16 protein-coding genes are annotated in these 15,803 nt (G+C 67.6%); 2 read left to right on the top strand and 14 right to left on the bottom strand.

The window, feature by feature from the left end; genetic code table 11:
* Window positions 1-5: 5 nt before the first annotated feature.
* Window positions 6-857 (top strand): carbohydrate ABC transporter permease, encoded by an 852-nt coding sequence (locus G6R31_RS05465; RefSeq protein ID WP_025568046.1) that lies wholly within the window; start codon window positions 6-8, stop codon window positions 855-857.
* A gap of 335 nt (window positions 858-1,192) precedes the next feature.
* Here G6R31_RS05465 and G6R31_RS05460 read toward each other — a convergent pair whose 3' ends face one another.
* From G6R31_RS05460 to G6R31_RS05410, 11 genes are all read right to left on the bottom strand, one after another.
* Window positions 1,193-2,497, bottom strand: coding sequence for a YvcK family protein (locus G6R31_RS05460; protein ID WP_025566987.1), 1,305 nt, complete (start codon window positions 2,495-2,497; stop codon window positions 1,193-1,195).
* Window positions 2,498-2,634: 137 nt separating this feature from the next.
* Window positions 2,635-3,486 (bottom strand): RNase adapter RapZ, encoded by an 852-nt coding sequence (gene rapZ / locus G6R31_RS05455; RefSeq protein WP_017870441.1) that lies wholly within the window; start codon window positions 3,484-3,486, stop codon window positions 2,635-2,637.
* A 135-nt stretch (window positions 3,487-3,621) separates the two neighbouring features.
* Complete coding sequence (gene metG, locus G6R31_RS05450) at window positions 3,622-5,607, bottom strand: methionine--tRNA ligase (RefSeq protein WP_229659277.1); 1,986 nt, start codon at window positions 5,605-5,607, stop codon at window positions 3,622-3,624.
* A 237-nt stretch (window positions 5,608-5,844) separates the two neighbouring features.
* Window positions 5,845-6,114: a hypothetical protein gene (locus G6R31_RS05445; RefSeq protein ID WP_017870439.1), complete on the bottom strand. Its 270-nt coding sequence runs from the start codon at window positions 6,112-6,114 to the stop codon at window positions 5,845-5,847.
* Window positions 6,115-6,159: 45 nt separating this feature from the next.
* Window positions 6,160-7,407, bottom strand: coding sequence for a phosphoribosylamine--glycine ligase (gene purD / locus G6R31_RS05440; protein ID WP_017870438.1), 1,248 nt, complete (start codon window positions 7,405-7,407; stop codon window positions 6,160-6,162).
* Between the two features lie 71 nt (window positions 7,408-7,478).
* Window positions 7,479-8,390, bottom strand: coding sequence for an MBL fold metallo-hydrolase (locus tag G6R31_RS05435; RefSeq protein WP_017870437.1), 912 nt, complete (start codon window positions 8,388-8,390; stop codon window positions 7,479-7,481).
* A gap of 73 nt (window positions 8,391-8,463) precedes the next feature.
* Window positions 8,464-8,637: a hypothetical protein gene (locus tag G6R31_RS05430; protein ID WP_017870436.1), complete on the bottom strand. Its 174-nt coding sequence runs from the start codon at window positions 8,635-8,637 to the stop codon at window positions 8,464-8,466.
* Between the two features lie 50 nt (window positions 8,638-8,687).
* Window positions 8,688-9,869 (bottom strand): acetyl-CoA C-acyltransferase, encoded by a 1,182-nt coding sequence (locus tag G6R31_RS05425; protein ID WP_017870435.1) that lies wholly within the window; start codon window positions 9,867-9,869, stop codon window positions 8,688-8,690.
* 178 nt (window positions 9,870-10,047) lie between these two features.
* Window positions 10,048-10,836: a signal peptidase I gene (gene lepB / locus G6R31_RS05420; RefSeq protein ID WP_017870434.1), complete on the bottom strand. Its 789-nt coding sequence runs from the start codon at window positions 10,834-10,836 to the stop codon at window positions 10,048-10,050.
* Between the two features lie 61 nt (window positions 10,837-10,897).
* Window positions 10,898-11,704: an indole-3-glycerol phosphate synthase TrpC gene (gene trpC, locus G6R31_RS05415; protein WP_025566983.1), complete on the bottom strand. Its 807-nt coding sequence runs from the start codon at window positions 11,702-11,704 to the stop codon at window positions 10,898-10,900.
* Between the two features lie 44 nt (window positions 11,705-11,748).
* On the bottom strand, window positions 11,749-12,453 hold the full coding sequence (locus G6R31_RS05410) for a DUF2259 domain-containing protein (RefSeq protein ID WP_017870432.1): 705 nt from the start codon (window positions 12,451-12,453) through the stop codon (window positions 11,749-11,751).
* Window positions 12,454-12,586: 133 nt separating this feature from the next.
* Here G6R31_RS05410 and dnaJ point away from each other — a divergent pair, with 133 nt between their 5' ends.
* Complete coding sequence (dnaJ, locus tag G6R31_RS05405; RefSeq protein WP_017870431.1) at window positions 12,587-13,717, top strand: molecular chaperone DnaJ; 1,131 nt, start codon at window positions 12,587-12,589, stop codon at window positions 13,715-13,717.
* Window positions 13,718-14,047: 330 nt separating this feature from the next.
* On the opposite strand, the gene G6R31_RS05400 is transcribed toward dnaJ, so the two are convergent.
* The 3 genes from G6R31_RS05400 to G6R31_RS05390 all read right to left on the bottom strand — a co-directional run bounded on the left by G6R31_RS05400 (window position 14,048) and on the right by G6R31_RS05390 (window position 15,780).
* A complete protein-coding gene (locus tag G6R31_RS05400; protein ID WP_025566981.1) occupies window positions 14,048-14,377 on the bottom strand; it encodes a cyclic-di-AMP receptor in 330 nt (109 codons plus the stop codon).
* 239 nt (window positions 14,378-14,616) lie between these two features.
* On the bottom strand, window positions 14,617-15,132 hold the full coding sequence (locus tag G6R31_RS05395; RefSeq protein ID WP_164993965.1) for a transcription initiation factor IIE subunit alpha family protein: 516 nt from the start codon (window positions 15,130-15,132) through the stop codon (window positions 14,617-14,619).
* A gap of 366 nt (window positions 15,133-15,498) precedes the next feature.
* A complete protein-coding gene (locus G6R31_RS05390) occupies window positions 15,499-15,780 on the bottom strand; it encodes a hypothetical protein (protein ID WP_017870428.1) in 282 nt (93 codons plus the stop codon).
* Window positions 15,781-15,803: the final 23 nt, after the last annotated feature.

Genomic DNA, 15,803 nt, shown 5'->3' with positions numbered 1-15,803 from the left:
TGCGAATGAATTCGAAAAATCCTATGGTTCGCGGCCTGTCGTGGGCAGCCTTCTGGGTCGTGGTCGCCGTCGTGCTGTTTTACGTCCTGTTTCCGTTCTACTGGGCCATCAAGACCAGCCTGACCGGTTCGGGCGAGCTGTCGCGTGAAGCGCTGCTGTGGTGGCCCACCCAGGCCAGCCTGAACAACTTCACCGAGGTCCTGACCAACGGCGGCTTTCTGCGCAACCTGCTGAACTCGGTGGTGGTGGCGACCGGCACGGTCATCCTGAGCCTGATCCTGTCGCTGCTCGCCGCCTACGCGCTGGGCAAGTTCCGCTTCAAGGGCAAGACGGTGCTGATGTACATCATCCTGGCGGTCAGCGTGTTTCCGCAGATTGCGGTGCTCTCAGGCCTGTACACCATGGTCAAAGGCTTTGGCCTGTACAACACGTGGTGGGGCCTGATTCTGAGCTACATGATTTTCACGCTGCCGTTCACGGTCTGGACCCTGACCAGTTTCGTGCGTGAGATTCCTACCGAACTCGAAGAAGCCGCCTACGTGGACGGCGCCACGCCGATGCAGACGCTGTTTCAGGTGCTGCTGCCTGTGATGACCCCGGCCATCGTGACCACCGGGCTGCTCGCCTTCATCAACGCCTGGAACGAATACCTGTTCGCGCTGACCTTCACCTCGGACAACGCCGCCATCACCGTGCCGGTGTCCATCGCCAACTTCTCGGGGGCCTCGCAGTACGAAACGCCCTTTGGCCTGACGATGGCCGCCAGCGTCATCGTGACCGTTCCGCTGCTGCTGCTGGTGCTGTTTTTCCAGCGCAACATCGTGAGCGGCCTGACGGCGGGGGCGGTCAAGGGTTAATACGGATTCCGATTGAATCTGGTCGTTTCAGATTCAATCCGAGCGGATGCGAGTAGGAAAAAATACGGGTTACGCGATATGGATGCACAGGCGGCGCTTTCCCGACTGTGCAGGAATTAAGCGGAATCCGTATGAGCCTTCAGCGTCTTCCTTCCTGCCATGTCGGAGACCTTCCGGCATGGTTTTTTAGAGCATTTGACAGAAAAAGCGCAGCGTTTCTGTCCGACTTGCAAAGCTGCGAAGCAGAGCGGAGCGAGTGAATTTCGATGAGCAGAACGGAGAATGGAGCGGGTAGCGGTGCTGTTTCCGACGCACGCGTAATTCGGAGAACTGCTCTAGGGCTGCCGCGACTCTTCGCCCTGCCCCGACAGGTTGAAACGTCGCCCGCCGTCCCAGAGTTGCACCAGCGCCTCGGCGAGTTTTCTCGGGTGGTGCCGGGCGGTGCCGCTGCGGACCAGCGAAGCGAAGCGCACCCGGCCCCGCAGGTCGCGTCCGGCGTCCCGGAGGGTCAGGGTCTGGGCACCGTCGCCCTGGTAACGGGCCAGCACCTCGGGGTCGAGGGCGTCGCTGTTCATCAGCACCCAGTCGGGGGTGCGCCCCAGGTGCCGGGTGATGGCGTCCACATGCCCGCTGAGACTCAGGCCGTCGGTTTCGCCGGGTTCGGTCATCAGGGAAGCGACGTAGACGACGGGCGCCGGGGACTCGCGTACGGCGCGGGCGATGTCGGGGATCAGCAGGGCAGGGATGATGGACGTAAACAGGCTGCCCGGCCCCAGCACGATCATTTCGCCGTCACGGACCGCTTCGAGCACCTGCGTGAGCGCCGAGGGGTTTTCGGGTTCCAGCCGCACCCGCTTGATATGCGAGGGAGCAATCTGCGCGGCAAACTTGCTCTCGCCGCGCACGGTGCGTCCGTCGGCGAGTTCGGCCACCAGTGTGACCGGGCGCGTGGTCGCCGGGTAGACCCGCCCGCGCACCTTGAGCACCTCGTGAATGTCCTGCATGGCGCTGCCCAGCCCGCCCTGCTCCTCGCTGAGGGTCGCCAGCATCAGGTTGCCGAAGGTGTGCCCCTCCAGCCCCTCGCCGCGCCCGAAGCGGTGCAGCAGCAGCCGGGCGAGCACCGGGCTGTCGGACAGGGCCGCGTAGCAGTCGGTGAGGTCGCCGGGCGCCACCATGTCGAGCGCCTCGCGCAGCCGCCCGCTGGAGCCGCCGTCGTCGGCCACCGTGACCACCGCCGTGATGTTGCTGGTGTGGGCCTTGAGACCGGTCAGCAGGTTCGACAGCCCGGTCCCGCCCCCCACTGCCACCACCCGCATCCCGCGTGAGAGGGTCTTGCGCTCGTAGAGCACGTTCACCGCCGTCTCGGGGGCGGTGCCAGTGCCGCGCAGCATCGCCCGGCTGATCATGGCGATGGAGTACAGCGCTCCCCCCAGCGCCAGCAGCATCACCGCGATGCCGGTGGCGTAGAGCGGTAGCATCCCCGGGCGGGTGAACTGGTTGAGCCACAAAATCCACTTGGTCGCCAGCGGGTGCAGCGGCCCGGTCCAGGTGAAGTGCAAGAAGGCCACCGCGCCGAGCAGGGTGCAAAAGACGAACAGGGTAATCCAGCGTTTGACCCCCAGGCCCGGCTCCAGCCACATCCGGGCGCGGCGCGGCGTGGGCGGGTGGCCGGGGTCTTCGCCTTTGTCCTCCAGAGCGTGGGGGGTGACCGGGGTGAGAGGGGCAGGCCGGGGGAGCGGGTCCGGGTCAGGGGGCGGGGAAGAGGGGGTCGGCCCGCTCACGCGGATTCGCCGCCCTCTTTCATGTCGCGGTGGTCCATCAGGTCGGTGTCCAGGCCACTTTCGCGCAGCTCGTGCAGCAGCCGCTCGGCCACCGCCACGCTGCGGTGCTGCCCGCCCGTGCAGCCGATGCCCACCGTGTAGCTGTGGCGCCCGCTGGCCCGCGCCCGCTCCGCCGCCGTCTGCACGAAATGGCGCACCTCGGCGTAGAAGGCCTCGGCCTCGGGGTCGCGGAAGACGTAGGCGGCCACGTCCGGCTGTCGCCCCGAGAGCGGACGCAGCGCCGGGTCGTAGTACGGGTTGGGCAGCGAGCGCACGTCGAGCACCAGATCAGCGTCACGCGGCGGCGCGTGCTTGAAGCCGAAACTCAGCAGCCGCAGCGTAAAAGCGTGTTCGAGCCTGAAGAGGCGCATGATGCGTTCGGACAGTTGCGCCGCGCTGAGGCTGGTGGTGTCGATGACCGTGTCGGCAATGGCCCGCAACGGAGCGAGCAGCTCGCGCTCGCGGGCGAAATCCACCATCAGCGTCTCGCCTAGAGGATGCTCGCGGCGGCTGAGGTTGTAGCGCCCGAGCAGCACCTCGGCGTTGGCTTCCAGAAAAATCACCCGCAGGTTCTCGTGGCGGCGCGACAGCCGGACATAACTCGAGTCCAGCGCCGCCAGAAACTCGCGGGTGCGGGTGTCGGTGCTGACCGCCACGTTCTCGATGCCCCGCGCGCTGACGAGGTCGTGCATGGCGCCCCACAGTTCGGGCGGCAGGTTGTCGGTGATGAAAAACCCCGCGTCTTCGAGGGTCCGCAGCGCCGTGCTTTTGCCGCTGCCCGAGAGGCCGGAAACGATGACGAAAGGCATGGGGGCAGTGTAGAGGGTGAAGGGGGAAGGGAGGATGGTAGATGGTTGATGGTTGATGGTTGATAGAGAAAGGCCCCGGCGTTTGCCAGGGGCCTTTGCTTCATGGGTGACTTTTCATCACCCAGCATCTATCGATTAACGCACTTTGGTGCCGCTCGGCAGGTCCAGCCCGGTGCCCACCAGGTCGAGGTTTCCGGCGTCGTCCTCGGCGGCCAGAATCATCCCCTGCGACTCGATGCCGCGCAGCTTGGCGGGCTTGAGGTTAGCGACGAGAACCACTTTGCGGCCCACCAGCGCCCCGGGTTCGTACCACTTGCGGATGCCGCTGACCACGGTGCGGGTTTCGTCACCGAGCTTCACGGTCAGTTTGAGCAGCTTGTCGGCCTTTTCCACCGCTTCGCAGGCCACCACTTCGGCAATCCGCAGGTCGATGCGGGCAAAGTCGTCGATGGAAATCAGGCCGTCTTGCTGGGCGGGCGCGGCGGCTTCGGGCTTCTTCCCGGGGGTGGTGTTGTCGGTGGGTGCAGCGTCGGTCATGGTCCTTTTCTCTTTTCTGGCTTGGGGCTGGGGGGTGGCAGCGGCGGCGGCAGAGTCCTGGGCTTTCGGCTCAGGCTTGGGAAACAGCACGGGGCCGCCCGGCACGTGGGTTCCGGCGGGGGTCAGGCCCCAGGCGGGGGCCAGCGGGTAACTCTGGCGGCCCAGGCCGAGCTGCTCGCGCAGTTCTTTCGCCTTGGTGGGAATCACGGCCTCGAGGGCCACGCTCGCCACGCGCAGCCCCTCGGCGGCGGTGTAGAGCACGGTGTCGAGCCGGGCCTGGGTGTCGGGCGACTTGGCGAGGGTCCAGGGTGCGGACTCGGCGATGTAGCGGTTGAGGTCGCGCACGAAGCCCATCGCGGCGTCGATCGCCATGTTGATTTTCAGCTCGTCCACCAGCCGCAGCACCTCGCCGGGCAGGGCGCGGGCCGCCGCCTCGATGTCGCGTTCGCGTTCGCCGGGTTCGCCTGCCGCCGGGAGTGCGCCGCCCCGGTACTTCTGAATCATGCTCACCGTGCGCGAGAGCAGGTTGCCCAGGTCGTTGGCGAGGTCGGAGTTCAGGCGGCTGACGATGACCCCCTCGCCGAAAGGACTGTCGGCCCCCAGCGACGCCTCGCGCAGCAGCGCGTAACGGATGACGTCCACCGGCCACGCGGCCACCAGCGCCTCGGGGTCAATGGCGTTGCCCAGGCTCTTGCCCATCTTGCGCCCGTCCTCGGCCAGGATGTGGCTGTGGACCACCAGGCGGCGGTACATGGGCAGTCCGGCGGCGCGCAGCATGGTCGGCCAGAACACCGCGTGCGGCTTGAGGATGTCCTTGCCGATGACGTGCCACACCTGCCCGCTCACGTTGGGGTTCTGGCCTTGGCTCACCACCGGCGTCAGGTAGCTCAGCAGCGCGTCGAACCACACGTAGGTGACGTGGTCAGTGTCCCAGGGCAGCTCGATGCCCCACGGCACCCGCGCCTTGGGGCGGCTGATGCTCAGCGGACCGATGTCCTCCCGCAGCATCTCCAGCACCTCGTTGCGGTAGCCGGCGGGCTGAATCAGGTCGGGGTTGCGTTGCAGGGTGTTCAGCAGCCAGGGCTGGTACTTCTGCATGTTGAAAAAGTAATTGGCCTCACGCCGCAGCTCGGGCGGGTCCTTGTCGCCGGGAAAGCGGCGCACGCCGTCCGGCCCTTCCACCAGTTCCTTCTCGGTGACGTAGCGCTCGGCGCCCACCGAGTACAGGCCCTCGTACTCGGCAAAATAGATGTCGCCCGCGTCGTAGACCCGTTGCAGCACGTCCTGCACGTGTTTCTTGTGCTTGGGCGAGGTCGTGCGGATAAAGTGGTCGTAGCTGATGCCGAGTTTTTTCCACAGGCCCTGAAAGGCCCGCTCGGAGAGGTCGTCCACCAGTTCCTGCGGGGTCACGCCACTTTTCGCCGCCGCCTTGCTGATTTTTTCGCCGTGCTCGTCGGTGCCCATGACAAAGGTCACGTCGCGCCCGGCGAGGCGCTGGTAGCGGGCCAGGGCGTCGGTCAGAATCTTTTCGTAGACGTGCCCGATGTGCGGGGCGCCGTTGGCGTAGTCGATGGCGGCGGTGATGAAGAACCCACGGTTCCCAGACGCCTGGTTCTGCTGGGGCGCCTGGTTCTGCTGGGACTCCTGTTTCTGAGGGGACTCCTGGTTCTGGGGGGGATTTTGCACGGTTCACTCTCCTTGCGGCGCATACCCTGATGAGAGGCAGGCTGCACAAACGGCGGTCAGCATAAACGAAAACGCCAGAGAAAAAGGGCAACCGGCGCAGGCTGCCCCCAGGTTCTCCGCTGTCGGTCCAGGCAATCAGCCGTTCTCTGTCTCGCCATCGGACACCGACTGCGCCCGTCCGTCGTCGGCCCCGCTGCCCGTGTCCACCAGAGCGCCGGGGTTGACGGCCACCGCCGGGGTGCCGGTCTGGTTGGCGTTGGGAATCGCGGGGACCACCAGCGCCTCAGCGGTTTCGCGCTGGCGCATGGTTTCGCCTTCCACCGGCGAGTTCACGAGGTTGCCGCTTTCCTGCTCCACCTGTTCCACGCTCTTGCCCAGGGGTTCGTCACCGTAACGGTTGGTCATGCCCCAGTCTGACGGCAAGGGCAGGCCCGAGGGATGAGGCCCCCTTTAGCCCGGCTTGCTTCCCAGCCCGATGCGGAAGCCGATGTCGCGCCGCAGTTGTGCGCCCTCGAACCCGACGCGGTCAGCCAGCGCGTAGGCCCGCTCCAGGGCTTCTTCGCGGTTCTCGCCCAGGCCCGTGACCGCCAGCACGCGCCCGCCGCTGCTCACCAGCCGGCCGTCCTTCTCGGCGGTTCCGGCGTGAAACACTTTCGCTTCCTCCGAGTCGGCGGGCAGGTCCAGCGCAATCCCCTTGCGCGGCTCGGCGGGGTAGCCGGGAGCGGCGAGGATGACCACCGCGCTCGCCCCGTCGCGAAAGCGCACCTGTGCCGGGTCGAGTTGCCCCCGCGCCGCGTCCAGCGCGTGCTGCGCGAGGTCGCTCTCCAGCAGCGGCAGCACCGCCTCGGCCTCGGGGTCACCGAAGCGGGCGTTGAACTCCACCACTTTCGGTCCCTGCGGGGTGAGCATCAGGCCCGCGTACAGCACGCCCCGGAAGGGCAGGCCCTCGGCCCGCATCCCGGCGAGCGTCTTTTCCACGATGTCGCGGCGGATGACCTGCATCTGCTCCTCGCTGACCGGAAAGGGGCAGATGACGCCCATGCCGCCGGTCATCGGGCCAGTGTCGCCCTCATGGATGGTCTTGTGGTCCTGGCTGGGCGGGGTCAGGGCGTAGCGCTCGCCGTCGGTCAGCGCGAGGATGCTGACTTCCTGCCCGGTCATGAAGTCCTCGATGACCGCCTGCGCGCCGCCTTGCGTAAAAATCTCGCGCAGCGCGGCTTCGGCCTCGCTGGGGGTGTGGGCGATGGTCACGCCCTTGCCTGCCTTCAGGCCCGCGTCCTTGACCACGATGGGCGGGGTCAGGGTCGCCGCGTGGCCCAGCGCCGCGTCCAGGTGGTCGAAGGAGCGGTGCTCCGCCGTGGGAATGCCGCGCCGCACCATGAACGCCTTGCTCCACGCCTTGTCGCCCTCCAGCCGACTCGCCGCCTGCGTGGGGCCGAAGGCGGGCACCCCCCGGCGCTCACACTCGTCCACCACGCCCGCCGCGAGGTACGCCTCGGGGCCGACGATAACCACATCGGCGCCTTCACGCACCGCCAGCTCCGCCAGCGCGGGCGCGTCCTGCGCCGAGGCGAGCAGCCGGGCCTGCGCCGCGATGCCGGGGTTGCCGGGGGTACACAGCACCTCATGACCCGCGCGGGCACAGGCGTCCACGATGGCGTGCTCGCGCCCGCCGCTTCCGATGACCAGAACTTTCATCGCGGCCCATTGTACGGGTCAGAAAAAGCCCCACCTTTGACGGTGGGGGAAGGTCTTTGGGCGGGTGCCACTCAGCCGGACGTGCCGGGCCGCGCCGCCCTGCGCGTCCAGTAGCGCATCAGCCCCTGCACGCTCATCCAGGGGGGACAGGCGAACTCGTAGCGGGCGGGCAGCTCGGCCCCCTCCTGCGCGAGTTCGTCCAGCAGCCGCTCGGTGACTTCTTCGGAGATGGACTCGAAGCCGCGTCCCGCTTCCAGGCCACCCCGCACCCAGCCGGCGTCCACGTCCATCTTCTCCAGCAGGCCGTCCCAGTGCCGCGCTTCCTGCGGATAGGAGCCGAAGTGCGCGAGGTGCAGCGTCCGGGCGTCGAGGTCGCGCAGGGTCGCCACGCTCTCCCGCCAGCGTTCCAGGTCAATGTCCGGCGGCGGCGTCGGGGCGCGGGGGGTCTGCGCCGCCGCCAGACGAACGCCGCCCACGTCGCCCACGAACAGTTCGTCGCCCACGTGGTAGGCGAGGTGGTGGACGGCGTGGCCGGGCGTGTACAGCGCCCGCATCTCCGCGCTGCCGGTGCGCCAGAACTCGCCCCCCGAAAGCACCTGCATGCGCTCGGGGTCAATCGGGCGCATCTCGCCCCACAGCCGCTCCATCTGGTCGCCGTAAATCTGCGTGGCGCTCGCCACCAGCTTTTCGGGGCGGGCCAGGTGAGGAGCGCCGCGCTCGTGGACATACACCCTGGCCCTGGGCACCCGCGAGAGCAATGTGCCCGCCGCGCCCGCGTGGTCGAAGTGAATGTGTGTGAGCAGAATGTGGCGCAGGTCGCGCAGCTCGGCCCCGAAGCGGTGCAGGCCCTCCTCCAGCGCCGGCAGGGTGGAGGTCGGCCCGCTGTCTATGAGCGCGAGGCCGTCGCCCGTGTCGAAGACAGACGCGGCGATGACGCCCGGTGTGTCCTGAAAGTTCAGGTCGATGGTGTGTACGTCGGTCATCCCTTTGTCCTCCTGTCCGGTTTCAGGCCCCGTACAGTCTCAGGCCCATTTCAGGTTCAGGCTCTGTCCAGTCTCAGGCCTTCCCCAGCAGCCGCGCCCCGGCCAGAATCGCGGCGCAGAGGTACTGCACGGCGGCAAACGCCCGCAAGGTGTTCACGTTGGCCGCCGTTTTGAGTGGGCCGAGGGTGAGGTACAGGACCCCGCTGGCACTGACGAGAATAAAAGCCACCACAAGCCAAAGCAGCATGGGGGTGAGGATAGCGGGTCTGCGCCCTCCGCCCCCGGCGTGGCCCCGGTTCAGAGCACTTCGAACAGCCCCGCCGCGCCCATGCCGCCGCCCACGCACATGGTCACGACGACATGCTTGGCCCCCCGGCGCTGGCCCTCCAGCAGAATGTGCCCGGTCAGGCGGGCGCCGCTCATGCCGTAGGGGTGCCCGACCGAGATGGCGCCGCCGTTGACGTTGAACTTTTCGGGGTCGATGCCGAGTTGGTCGCGGCAATACAGCGTCTGTACGGCAAACGCTTCGTTCAGTTCCCACAGGTCGATATCGTCCACCGTCAGGCCGTGGCGCCTGAGCAGCTTGGGCACCGCAAACACCGGGCCGATGCCCATTTCGTCGGGTTCGCAGCCCGCGACGGCAAAGCCCTTGAACACGCCCAGGGGCTTCAGCCCCCGCTCGCGGGCGAGGTCGCCGCTCATGACCACCACCGCCGCCGCGCCGTCGGAAAGTTGCGAGGCGTTGCCCGCCGTGATGACGCCGCCTTCCACCACCGGCTTGAGCTTGGACAGGCCTTCCAGCGTGGTGTCGGGGCGGTTGCCCTCGTCGAGCTTACGGGTGACTTCCTGCTCGCTGATGTCGCCGGTGGCCTTGTCCTGCACTTTCATGGTGGCGGTCATCGGCACGATTTCGTGGTCGAACTTGCCCGCCTGCTGCGCGGCGGCGGTGCGCCTCTGCGACTCGTAGGCGTACTCGTCCTGCGCCTGCCGCGAGATGCCGTAACGCTGCGCCACGATTTCGGCGGTCTGGAGCATGGGCATGTAGATTTCAGGTTTGTGCTCGGTCAACCACTCGCCGCGCAGCCGGTACTTGTTGGCGTGTTCGTTCTGGGTCAGGCTGATGCTTTCCAGCCCCCCGGCCACGAACACGTCGCCCTGTCCCGTCATCACGCTGTTCGCTGCGAGCGCGATGGTTTGCAGCCCGCTGGAGCAAAACCGGTTGACGGTCATGCCGCTCACGCCGACGGGCAGCCCGGCCCGCAGCGCGATCTGCCGGGCGATGTTGCTGCCGGTGGCGCCCTCGGGGTTGCCGGCGCCCATGATGACGTCCTCGATTTCCTCGGGCGAGACGCCTGCCCGCTCAATCGCGTGCCGGACGGCGTGGGCGCCGAGGTCGGAGCCGTGGGTGTCGTTCAGAAAGCCCCGGTAGGCCTTGCCGATGGGAGTGCGGGCGGTGGAGACGATGACAGCTTCGGACATAGACACCTCCGGGCCGGGAGCGGCCCTGAACGGAAAACGGAAACTGGGAAGACGAACGGTCGTCAGTGTAGTCGCCAGACCGTCCCGCTGTCCGTGACCCGTCTGGGTACGGCGGCGGAGCGCAACAAAAAAGCCGGCGCCGGGGCGCCAGCTTCTGCTGGTATGTGGGCCGGACGGTTCAGGGAGCGGTCTGGGCAGGCACCGCGCCGAAGCCCGCCGGACGGGTCAGCACGCGCCAGTTCAGTTCGTTCTGGCCCGAGAGTTCGCTTACCGTTTCCGCCGTGCAGTCGTACTTGACGTTGCTCTTGCGCATGATGGGCCACACGACGGCGGCGGCGCGGCCCGCGATGTCCCGCAGCGGTACGGGTCCGAACATGCGCGAGTCCTCCGAGCCGTTGACGGTGCGGTTGTCGCCCATCACGAAATAGGTGCCGGCGGGCACGGTGAATTCCGGCTGGTCGGGCAGCACCCCGGCGCGGCCCGAGGTGGCCTGGGTCGCCAGGTCGCTGCCCGTGTCCCAGCAGCCCTGCGCCTGCCAGTAGGCGGTGGTCCAGCTCGAGTCGAGCTTGGCGCCGTTGAGGTAGACCTCGCCGCCGGAAATGCGAATCCGGTCACCCGGCACGCCGATCAGCCGCTTGATGAGAAAGGGGCGGTAGGTCCACAGCCCGTAAAAACTGCGGTTGAGGTTGCCGATTTTCTGCGCGGCCTCGGCGGGCGGCTTGAAAATCAGGATGTCGCCGCGCTGAAAGCTGCCCACCCCGGCCTTGTGCAGCCAGGTTTCGTACTTGGGAACGAACACGCGCTCGCGGTTGCGCAGGCCCGGCAGCATCGAGTTGCCGTCCACGCCCACCAGGGTCGCCACGAACTGCGTAATCACCACCGCGAACACGATGGGTTCCAGCAGTTCCTTCCAGAGCTTTTCCAGCGTGCTGGGCGCGGGCTTGGCGGGCTTGTCGAGTCGAGTCATGCGGCAAAAAGCATACCCCACCGCCCATGAGAGCGGCGAGCAGCTCGGCGCGGGCGCCCGCTCAGCGCCCCAGCAGCGCCCGCGTCGCTCCCGCCAGGTCCCCGCTGCCCGCCAGCGAGGTGCCCACCAGCACGGCGTCGGCCAGGCCGGAGACCCCCCTCAGGTCGGCGGGCGTGCGGTAGCCGCTTTCGGCCACCAGCACCCCGCCGAACCCGGCGGCGCGGGCGTGGGCCATCAGGCGCGGGCTGACGGCGAGGTCGATGTGGAGGGTGGTCAGGTCGCGGTTGTTGATGCCGAGGATGCGCGGCCCGGCAGCGAGGGCCATGTCCAGCTCGCGCTCGTCGTGGACCTCCACCAGCGCGTCCAGACCCAGATGCTCGGCCATGTCCAGAAACTCGGGCAAGCGCTCGCCCACCACGCTGACCATCAGCAGCGCCGCGCTCGCGCCCCACTCGGCGGCCTCGCGCAGCATGGCGGGGTGAACGACGAAGTCCTTGCGCAGCACCGGCAACTCGGTGGCAGCGACCACCGCCCGCAGCGCTTCCGGGCTGCCCCCGAAGTGACGCGGCTCAGTCAGGCAACTGATGGCCGAGGCCCCCCCCTCGGCGTAGGCCCGCGCCGCCTGCGCCGGGTCGAGCGCGGCAATCGCGCCCTGGCTGGGGCTGGCCTGCTTGACCTCGGCAATCAGCGCCAGCGTTTCGACAGTGCTGCCGGCGGCGCCGGGCCGCAGCGCCGCCTCGAAGCGCCGGTGCGCGGGCCGGGCCGGGCCGAGGTGCGGGTCTGCGTCCCGGTAATCCGCGGCCCGCTCGGTCACGATGCGCCCCAGGACGCCGGGCACCCGGCTCAGATTCAGAGGAAGGAAAGTCACGGCCCGAGTATAGAAAGCATGCCGGGTACGCCCTGGGTTGCCGCCTAGCGCAGCGTCGCCGCCACGAACACCGGCAGGGCGGTCGGTCCCTCGAAGCCGGGCTGGTAGGCCCGCAGCGTCACCAGCACGCGGTTGCCGCGCAGGTCCACCCGCTCCAGCAGGTACCGGGCCGCGCAGGGGGCCGCTGGAGCGCCCGGAGCCGAGACGACCTGTCCGTTCACGCTCAGGGTGTACCGGGCGGGCCGCTCACCGCCGGGCAGCAGGTCAGGGAAGGCACACGCCGCCGCCGTGCGCTGCACTTTCAGCACGAACGGGACCGGGCGCGACCACAGAAACACCGGCTGTGTCCGGCTCTCTCCCGCTTTCAGCGCGTCCGACCACCGGGGCAAGGTCGGTGCGGGAGCAACGTAACGCGGCCTGCTGGCCCGCGCCGGGTCGATACCTGCGGCCTGAAGCCGGGCTGACTGTGTCCGCAGCAGGCGCCCGAGCAGGTCGCTCGGCGTCACGGCCGGGTCCTGACTCGTGAGGCTTTGCCGGGAAAGGGTGCGGCCCGTGCCGGTGTCGAGCAGGTGCAGCGTCGCCTCCGGAAAACCCGACCCGTCCTGAACGTGCCCGGTCAGCACCAGCACGCGGCGGCTGTCGGCGGAAAAGCTCACCTGACGCACCACCGGCCAGTCTCCGGCCAGGGCCGTTTCCCCCAGCAGTGCCCCCGTGACGAGCGCGGCGGTCCAGCGCAGCAGTGAACGCATGGCCCCAGCGTAGAGCAGCGCGGCATGAGGGACATGGAAGGGGCATGGACCTACCACACCCGCGCCACTTTTCTTGAGTGTCCCCGTGTTAACCTGAATCTGGAGGCCGGGGCTGACCCGGCGAAGAAACGCTATGGACTATTACGAACTGCTGGGCGTGTCGCGGACGGCGAGCGCCGACGAAATCAAGAGTGCTTACCGCAAGCTCGCCCTCAAGCTGCACCCCGACCGCAACAAGGAAGAAGGGGCCGCCGAGAAGTTCGCGCAGGTCAGCGAGGCCTACTCGGTCCTGAGCGACGCCGAAAAACGCGCCCACTACGACCGCTTCGGCTCGGCGCCTGGGGCGAGTATGCCCGGCGGCGACCCCTTTGGCGGCATGGGGGGCATGGGCGGCGTGGGCTTCGACCCGATGGACATTTTCGAGCAGCTCTTCGGCGGCGCGGCGGGCATGGGCGGGCGCGGGCGGCGCGGCCCGGCCCGGGGCGACGACCTCGAAACCGAGGTGCGCGTCACCCTGGAACAGGCCCGCGCCGGAGAAGAAGTCGAGGTCACGGTGGACCGCCTGACCGAGTGCGACCACTGCCACGGCAGCCGTACCGAACCCGGCGGCAAGCCTCCCGTCACCTGCTCGACCTGTCAGGGTGCGGGCGCGGTGCGCGGTCAGGCCCGCACGATTTTCGGTGTGGTCGAGACCCAGCAGGTCTGCCCCACCTGCCGGGGCGAAGGCAAGATGGTGGTGGACCCCTGCACCGTCTGTCAGGGGCGCGGGCGCACCCTCAAGTCGGCGCCGGTCAAGGTCAAGCTGCCCAAAGGGATCGACGAGGGCTACCGCATCCGCGTGGCGGGGCAGGGCAACGAGGGACCGGGCGGCAACGGCGACCTCTACGTCCACATCGAGATGGAACCCCACCCCACCTTGCAGCGCCAGGAAGAAAACCTGATTTTCCCCGCCCGCATCGGCTTTGCGACGGCGGCGCTCGGCGGGCGCATCCAGGTGCCCACCCTCGACGGCCCGCAGGAAGTGGAAGTCAAGCCCGGCACCCAGCACGGCGAACTGCACCGGCTGCGCGGCCAGGGGATGCCCCGCCTCCAGGGGTCGGGGAGCGGCGACCTGATCGTGGATTACGAGGTCGTGGTGCCCAAAAACCTGAACGCCGAGGCGCGGGAAGCCCTGCGCGCCTACGCCCGCGCCGTGGGCGACGAAGTGCACGAGGAACACGAAGGGCTGTTCGGCAAAATCGGCAAGCTGTTCGGGCGCGACTGATACGGCTTTGAAAAATAGTTTGGGTATCCAAACTGTTTTTCCGAGCAGAGCGAACCGCGCAGGGCCGATAGAACCGCTTCGGAGGCCCGCTTTCAGCGCGGGGAGTAGAAGAAAAAACGGGGCTGGGCGACGCGGACTTGCAAAGCTGCGAAGCAGAGCACATTCGGGCGCTTTCCTCGGATGTGCGGAGTAAAGCCCAGCCCCGTATGACAAAAAATAGCCGTCCGAACTCTGCTGTTCAGAGCGGGCATGAAGTGCGCCGTTCGGGACAGGGGTGGGGGAATGTTCCCCGTCCTGTCCCGAATGGCCTGAACGAAATGCTCCCCGCCTCTACACCTTGACGAAATCCTCGACCCCAAGGACGAAAATCACCGCGCCGCCCACCGGCACCTCGACGGGTTCCTGGGCGACGCCGCCTTCGTTTTCGCTGGTCAGGCCGCGTGCGGGAACCAGCCGGGTGCGGCTGCGGCAGGTCTGGCCGATCAGGGCCTGAAGGGCCGCGAGGCGCCCGTCGTCCACCCCGATCATCAGGGTGGTGTTGCCCTCGCGCAGAAAGCCGCCGGTACTGGCGAGCTTGGTGGCTTCGAACTGTTGGTCGGACAGGGCACGCATCAGCGCCGCCGCGTCGGCGTCCTGAATAACGGCCAGCACAAGTTTCATGAGACGCAGCATAGCAGCCGGGCTGTCAGCTTCCCGTCGCCCCTGACCAGCAAAACCCCCGGCAGGCCACGTTCGGCGCCGCCGGGGGAGGATGGAATGGCCTTCATACGGATTTCGCTAAATTCCTGCACAGTCGGAACTACACCGCCTGTGCATCCATATCGCGAAATCCGTATCTTTTCCTACTCCTTTCAGTCGGATTGAATCCAGAAATCTGCTGGATTCAATCGGAATCCGTATCAGGCCATCTGCTTCTTGACCGAGCTGCGCCCGCCTTTGGCCGGCACTTCGGGTTCGGAAACGGTGCCGGGCGCTTCCTTGAGGCGGAAGATGACCAGGCTGCCCACGAAGGTGCAGGTGATCATGCCGTGCGCGTTGAGCAGCGACAGCGCGGCCATGACTTCCTCACGGGTCAGGCGCAGCTGGTCGCTCATGTACAGCGCGGAGTCGGCGCGGCCTTCGAGGTAGTCGCGGACCTTTTTGGCGTTCTCGGTCAGCGGGCCAGCGGGCACGTCGGCCAGACCGGGGTCGGCCAGACCGTACACGGCGCGGGTGCCGGTGCCGGGCAGGCGGCGCACCCGTCCCTGGTCGAGCAGGCTGGCCAGCGCGGCCCGCAGGTGCGAGAGCGCCAGCCCGGTGGTCTTGGCCAGCTCGGTTTCGACCCATTCGGGCTTGCTTTCCAGGGCGGCGAGCACCAGTTTTTCGTTGGCGCGCCGGGTTTCTCGCAGGTCTTCGAGGGTGGGGGGGTTGAACATGCTCTCTCCTCCGTCCTTTGACTGAAACGTGTGCCTGAGCGCGTTGGGCTGGTGGCCGTCCTCGGGACGCAGGCACGGTTCAGGGGGAACAGTCCGAAATCAGCCGGGCCAAAGGGGTTCTCTGGAGCGGCAGTGCACCTGTCGGCGCAACTTTCCTATTGTTACAGAAAAGCTCTCATGTTGGATGAGTCTGGGCCGCACGAAGCTGCTGTAGTACGGGGCTTGCGCGCGGGGGCACTCTAGAGCATTTGACAGAAAGACGTAACGTCTTTTTGGCGAGCGGAGCGAGTGCAAAACACTGAGCAGGGCGGAGAATGGAGTGATGCGGGGTGCTGTTCCGCGCATCACGTAATTCGGAGAACTGCTCTAGCCGAACAGCGGCCCCAGGTCGGTCCATTCTCCGGTCGCCACCGGCTCCCGGAAGCGGTAGGCCCCGAAAATCTCCCCGAAGGCTGCCCGCGTCAGCTGCCGCGTCTGCCCACTGGGGCCGGTCGCCTGTACGCTCTCGCCGCGCACCGTAAAGCGGTATTCGCCCACGTCCCGGCAGACCGCCGCCTTGCCCCGGCCCGCCGGAAGGGTCGCGGCGGCGCGGTACTCCTGTCCGCCGCGTCTGGAAAGAAAGTCGAGCAGGTCGGGGGCGCTGAGCATGGCAGGGGAGAGTGTAGCCGAGG

This window comes from Deinococcus wulumuqiensis R12, from assembly GCF_011067105.1.
GTDB classification, from domain to species: domain Bacteria; phylum Deinococcota; class Deinococci; order Deinococcales; family Deinococcaceae; genus Deinococcus; species Deinococcus wulumuqiensis.
Note: the sequence above shows the minus strand (reverse complement) of the source record. Positions and strands in the feature narration are given on the sequence as shown.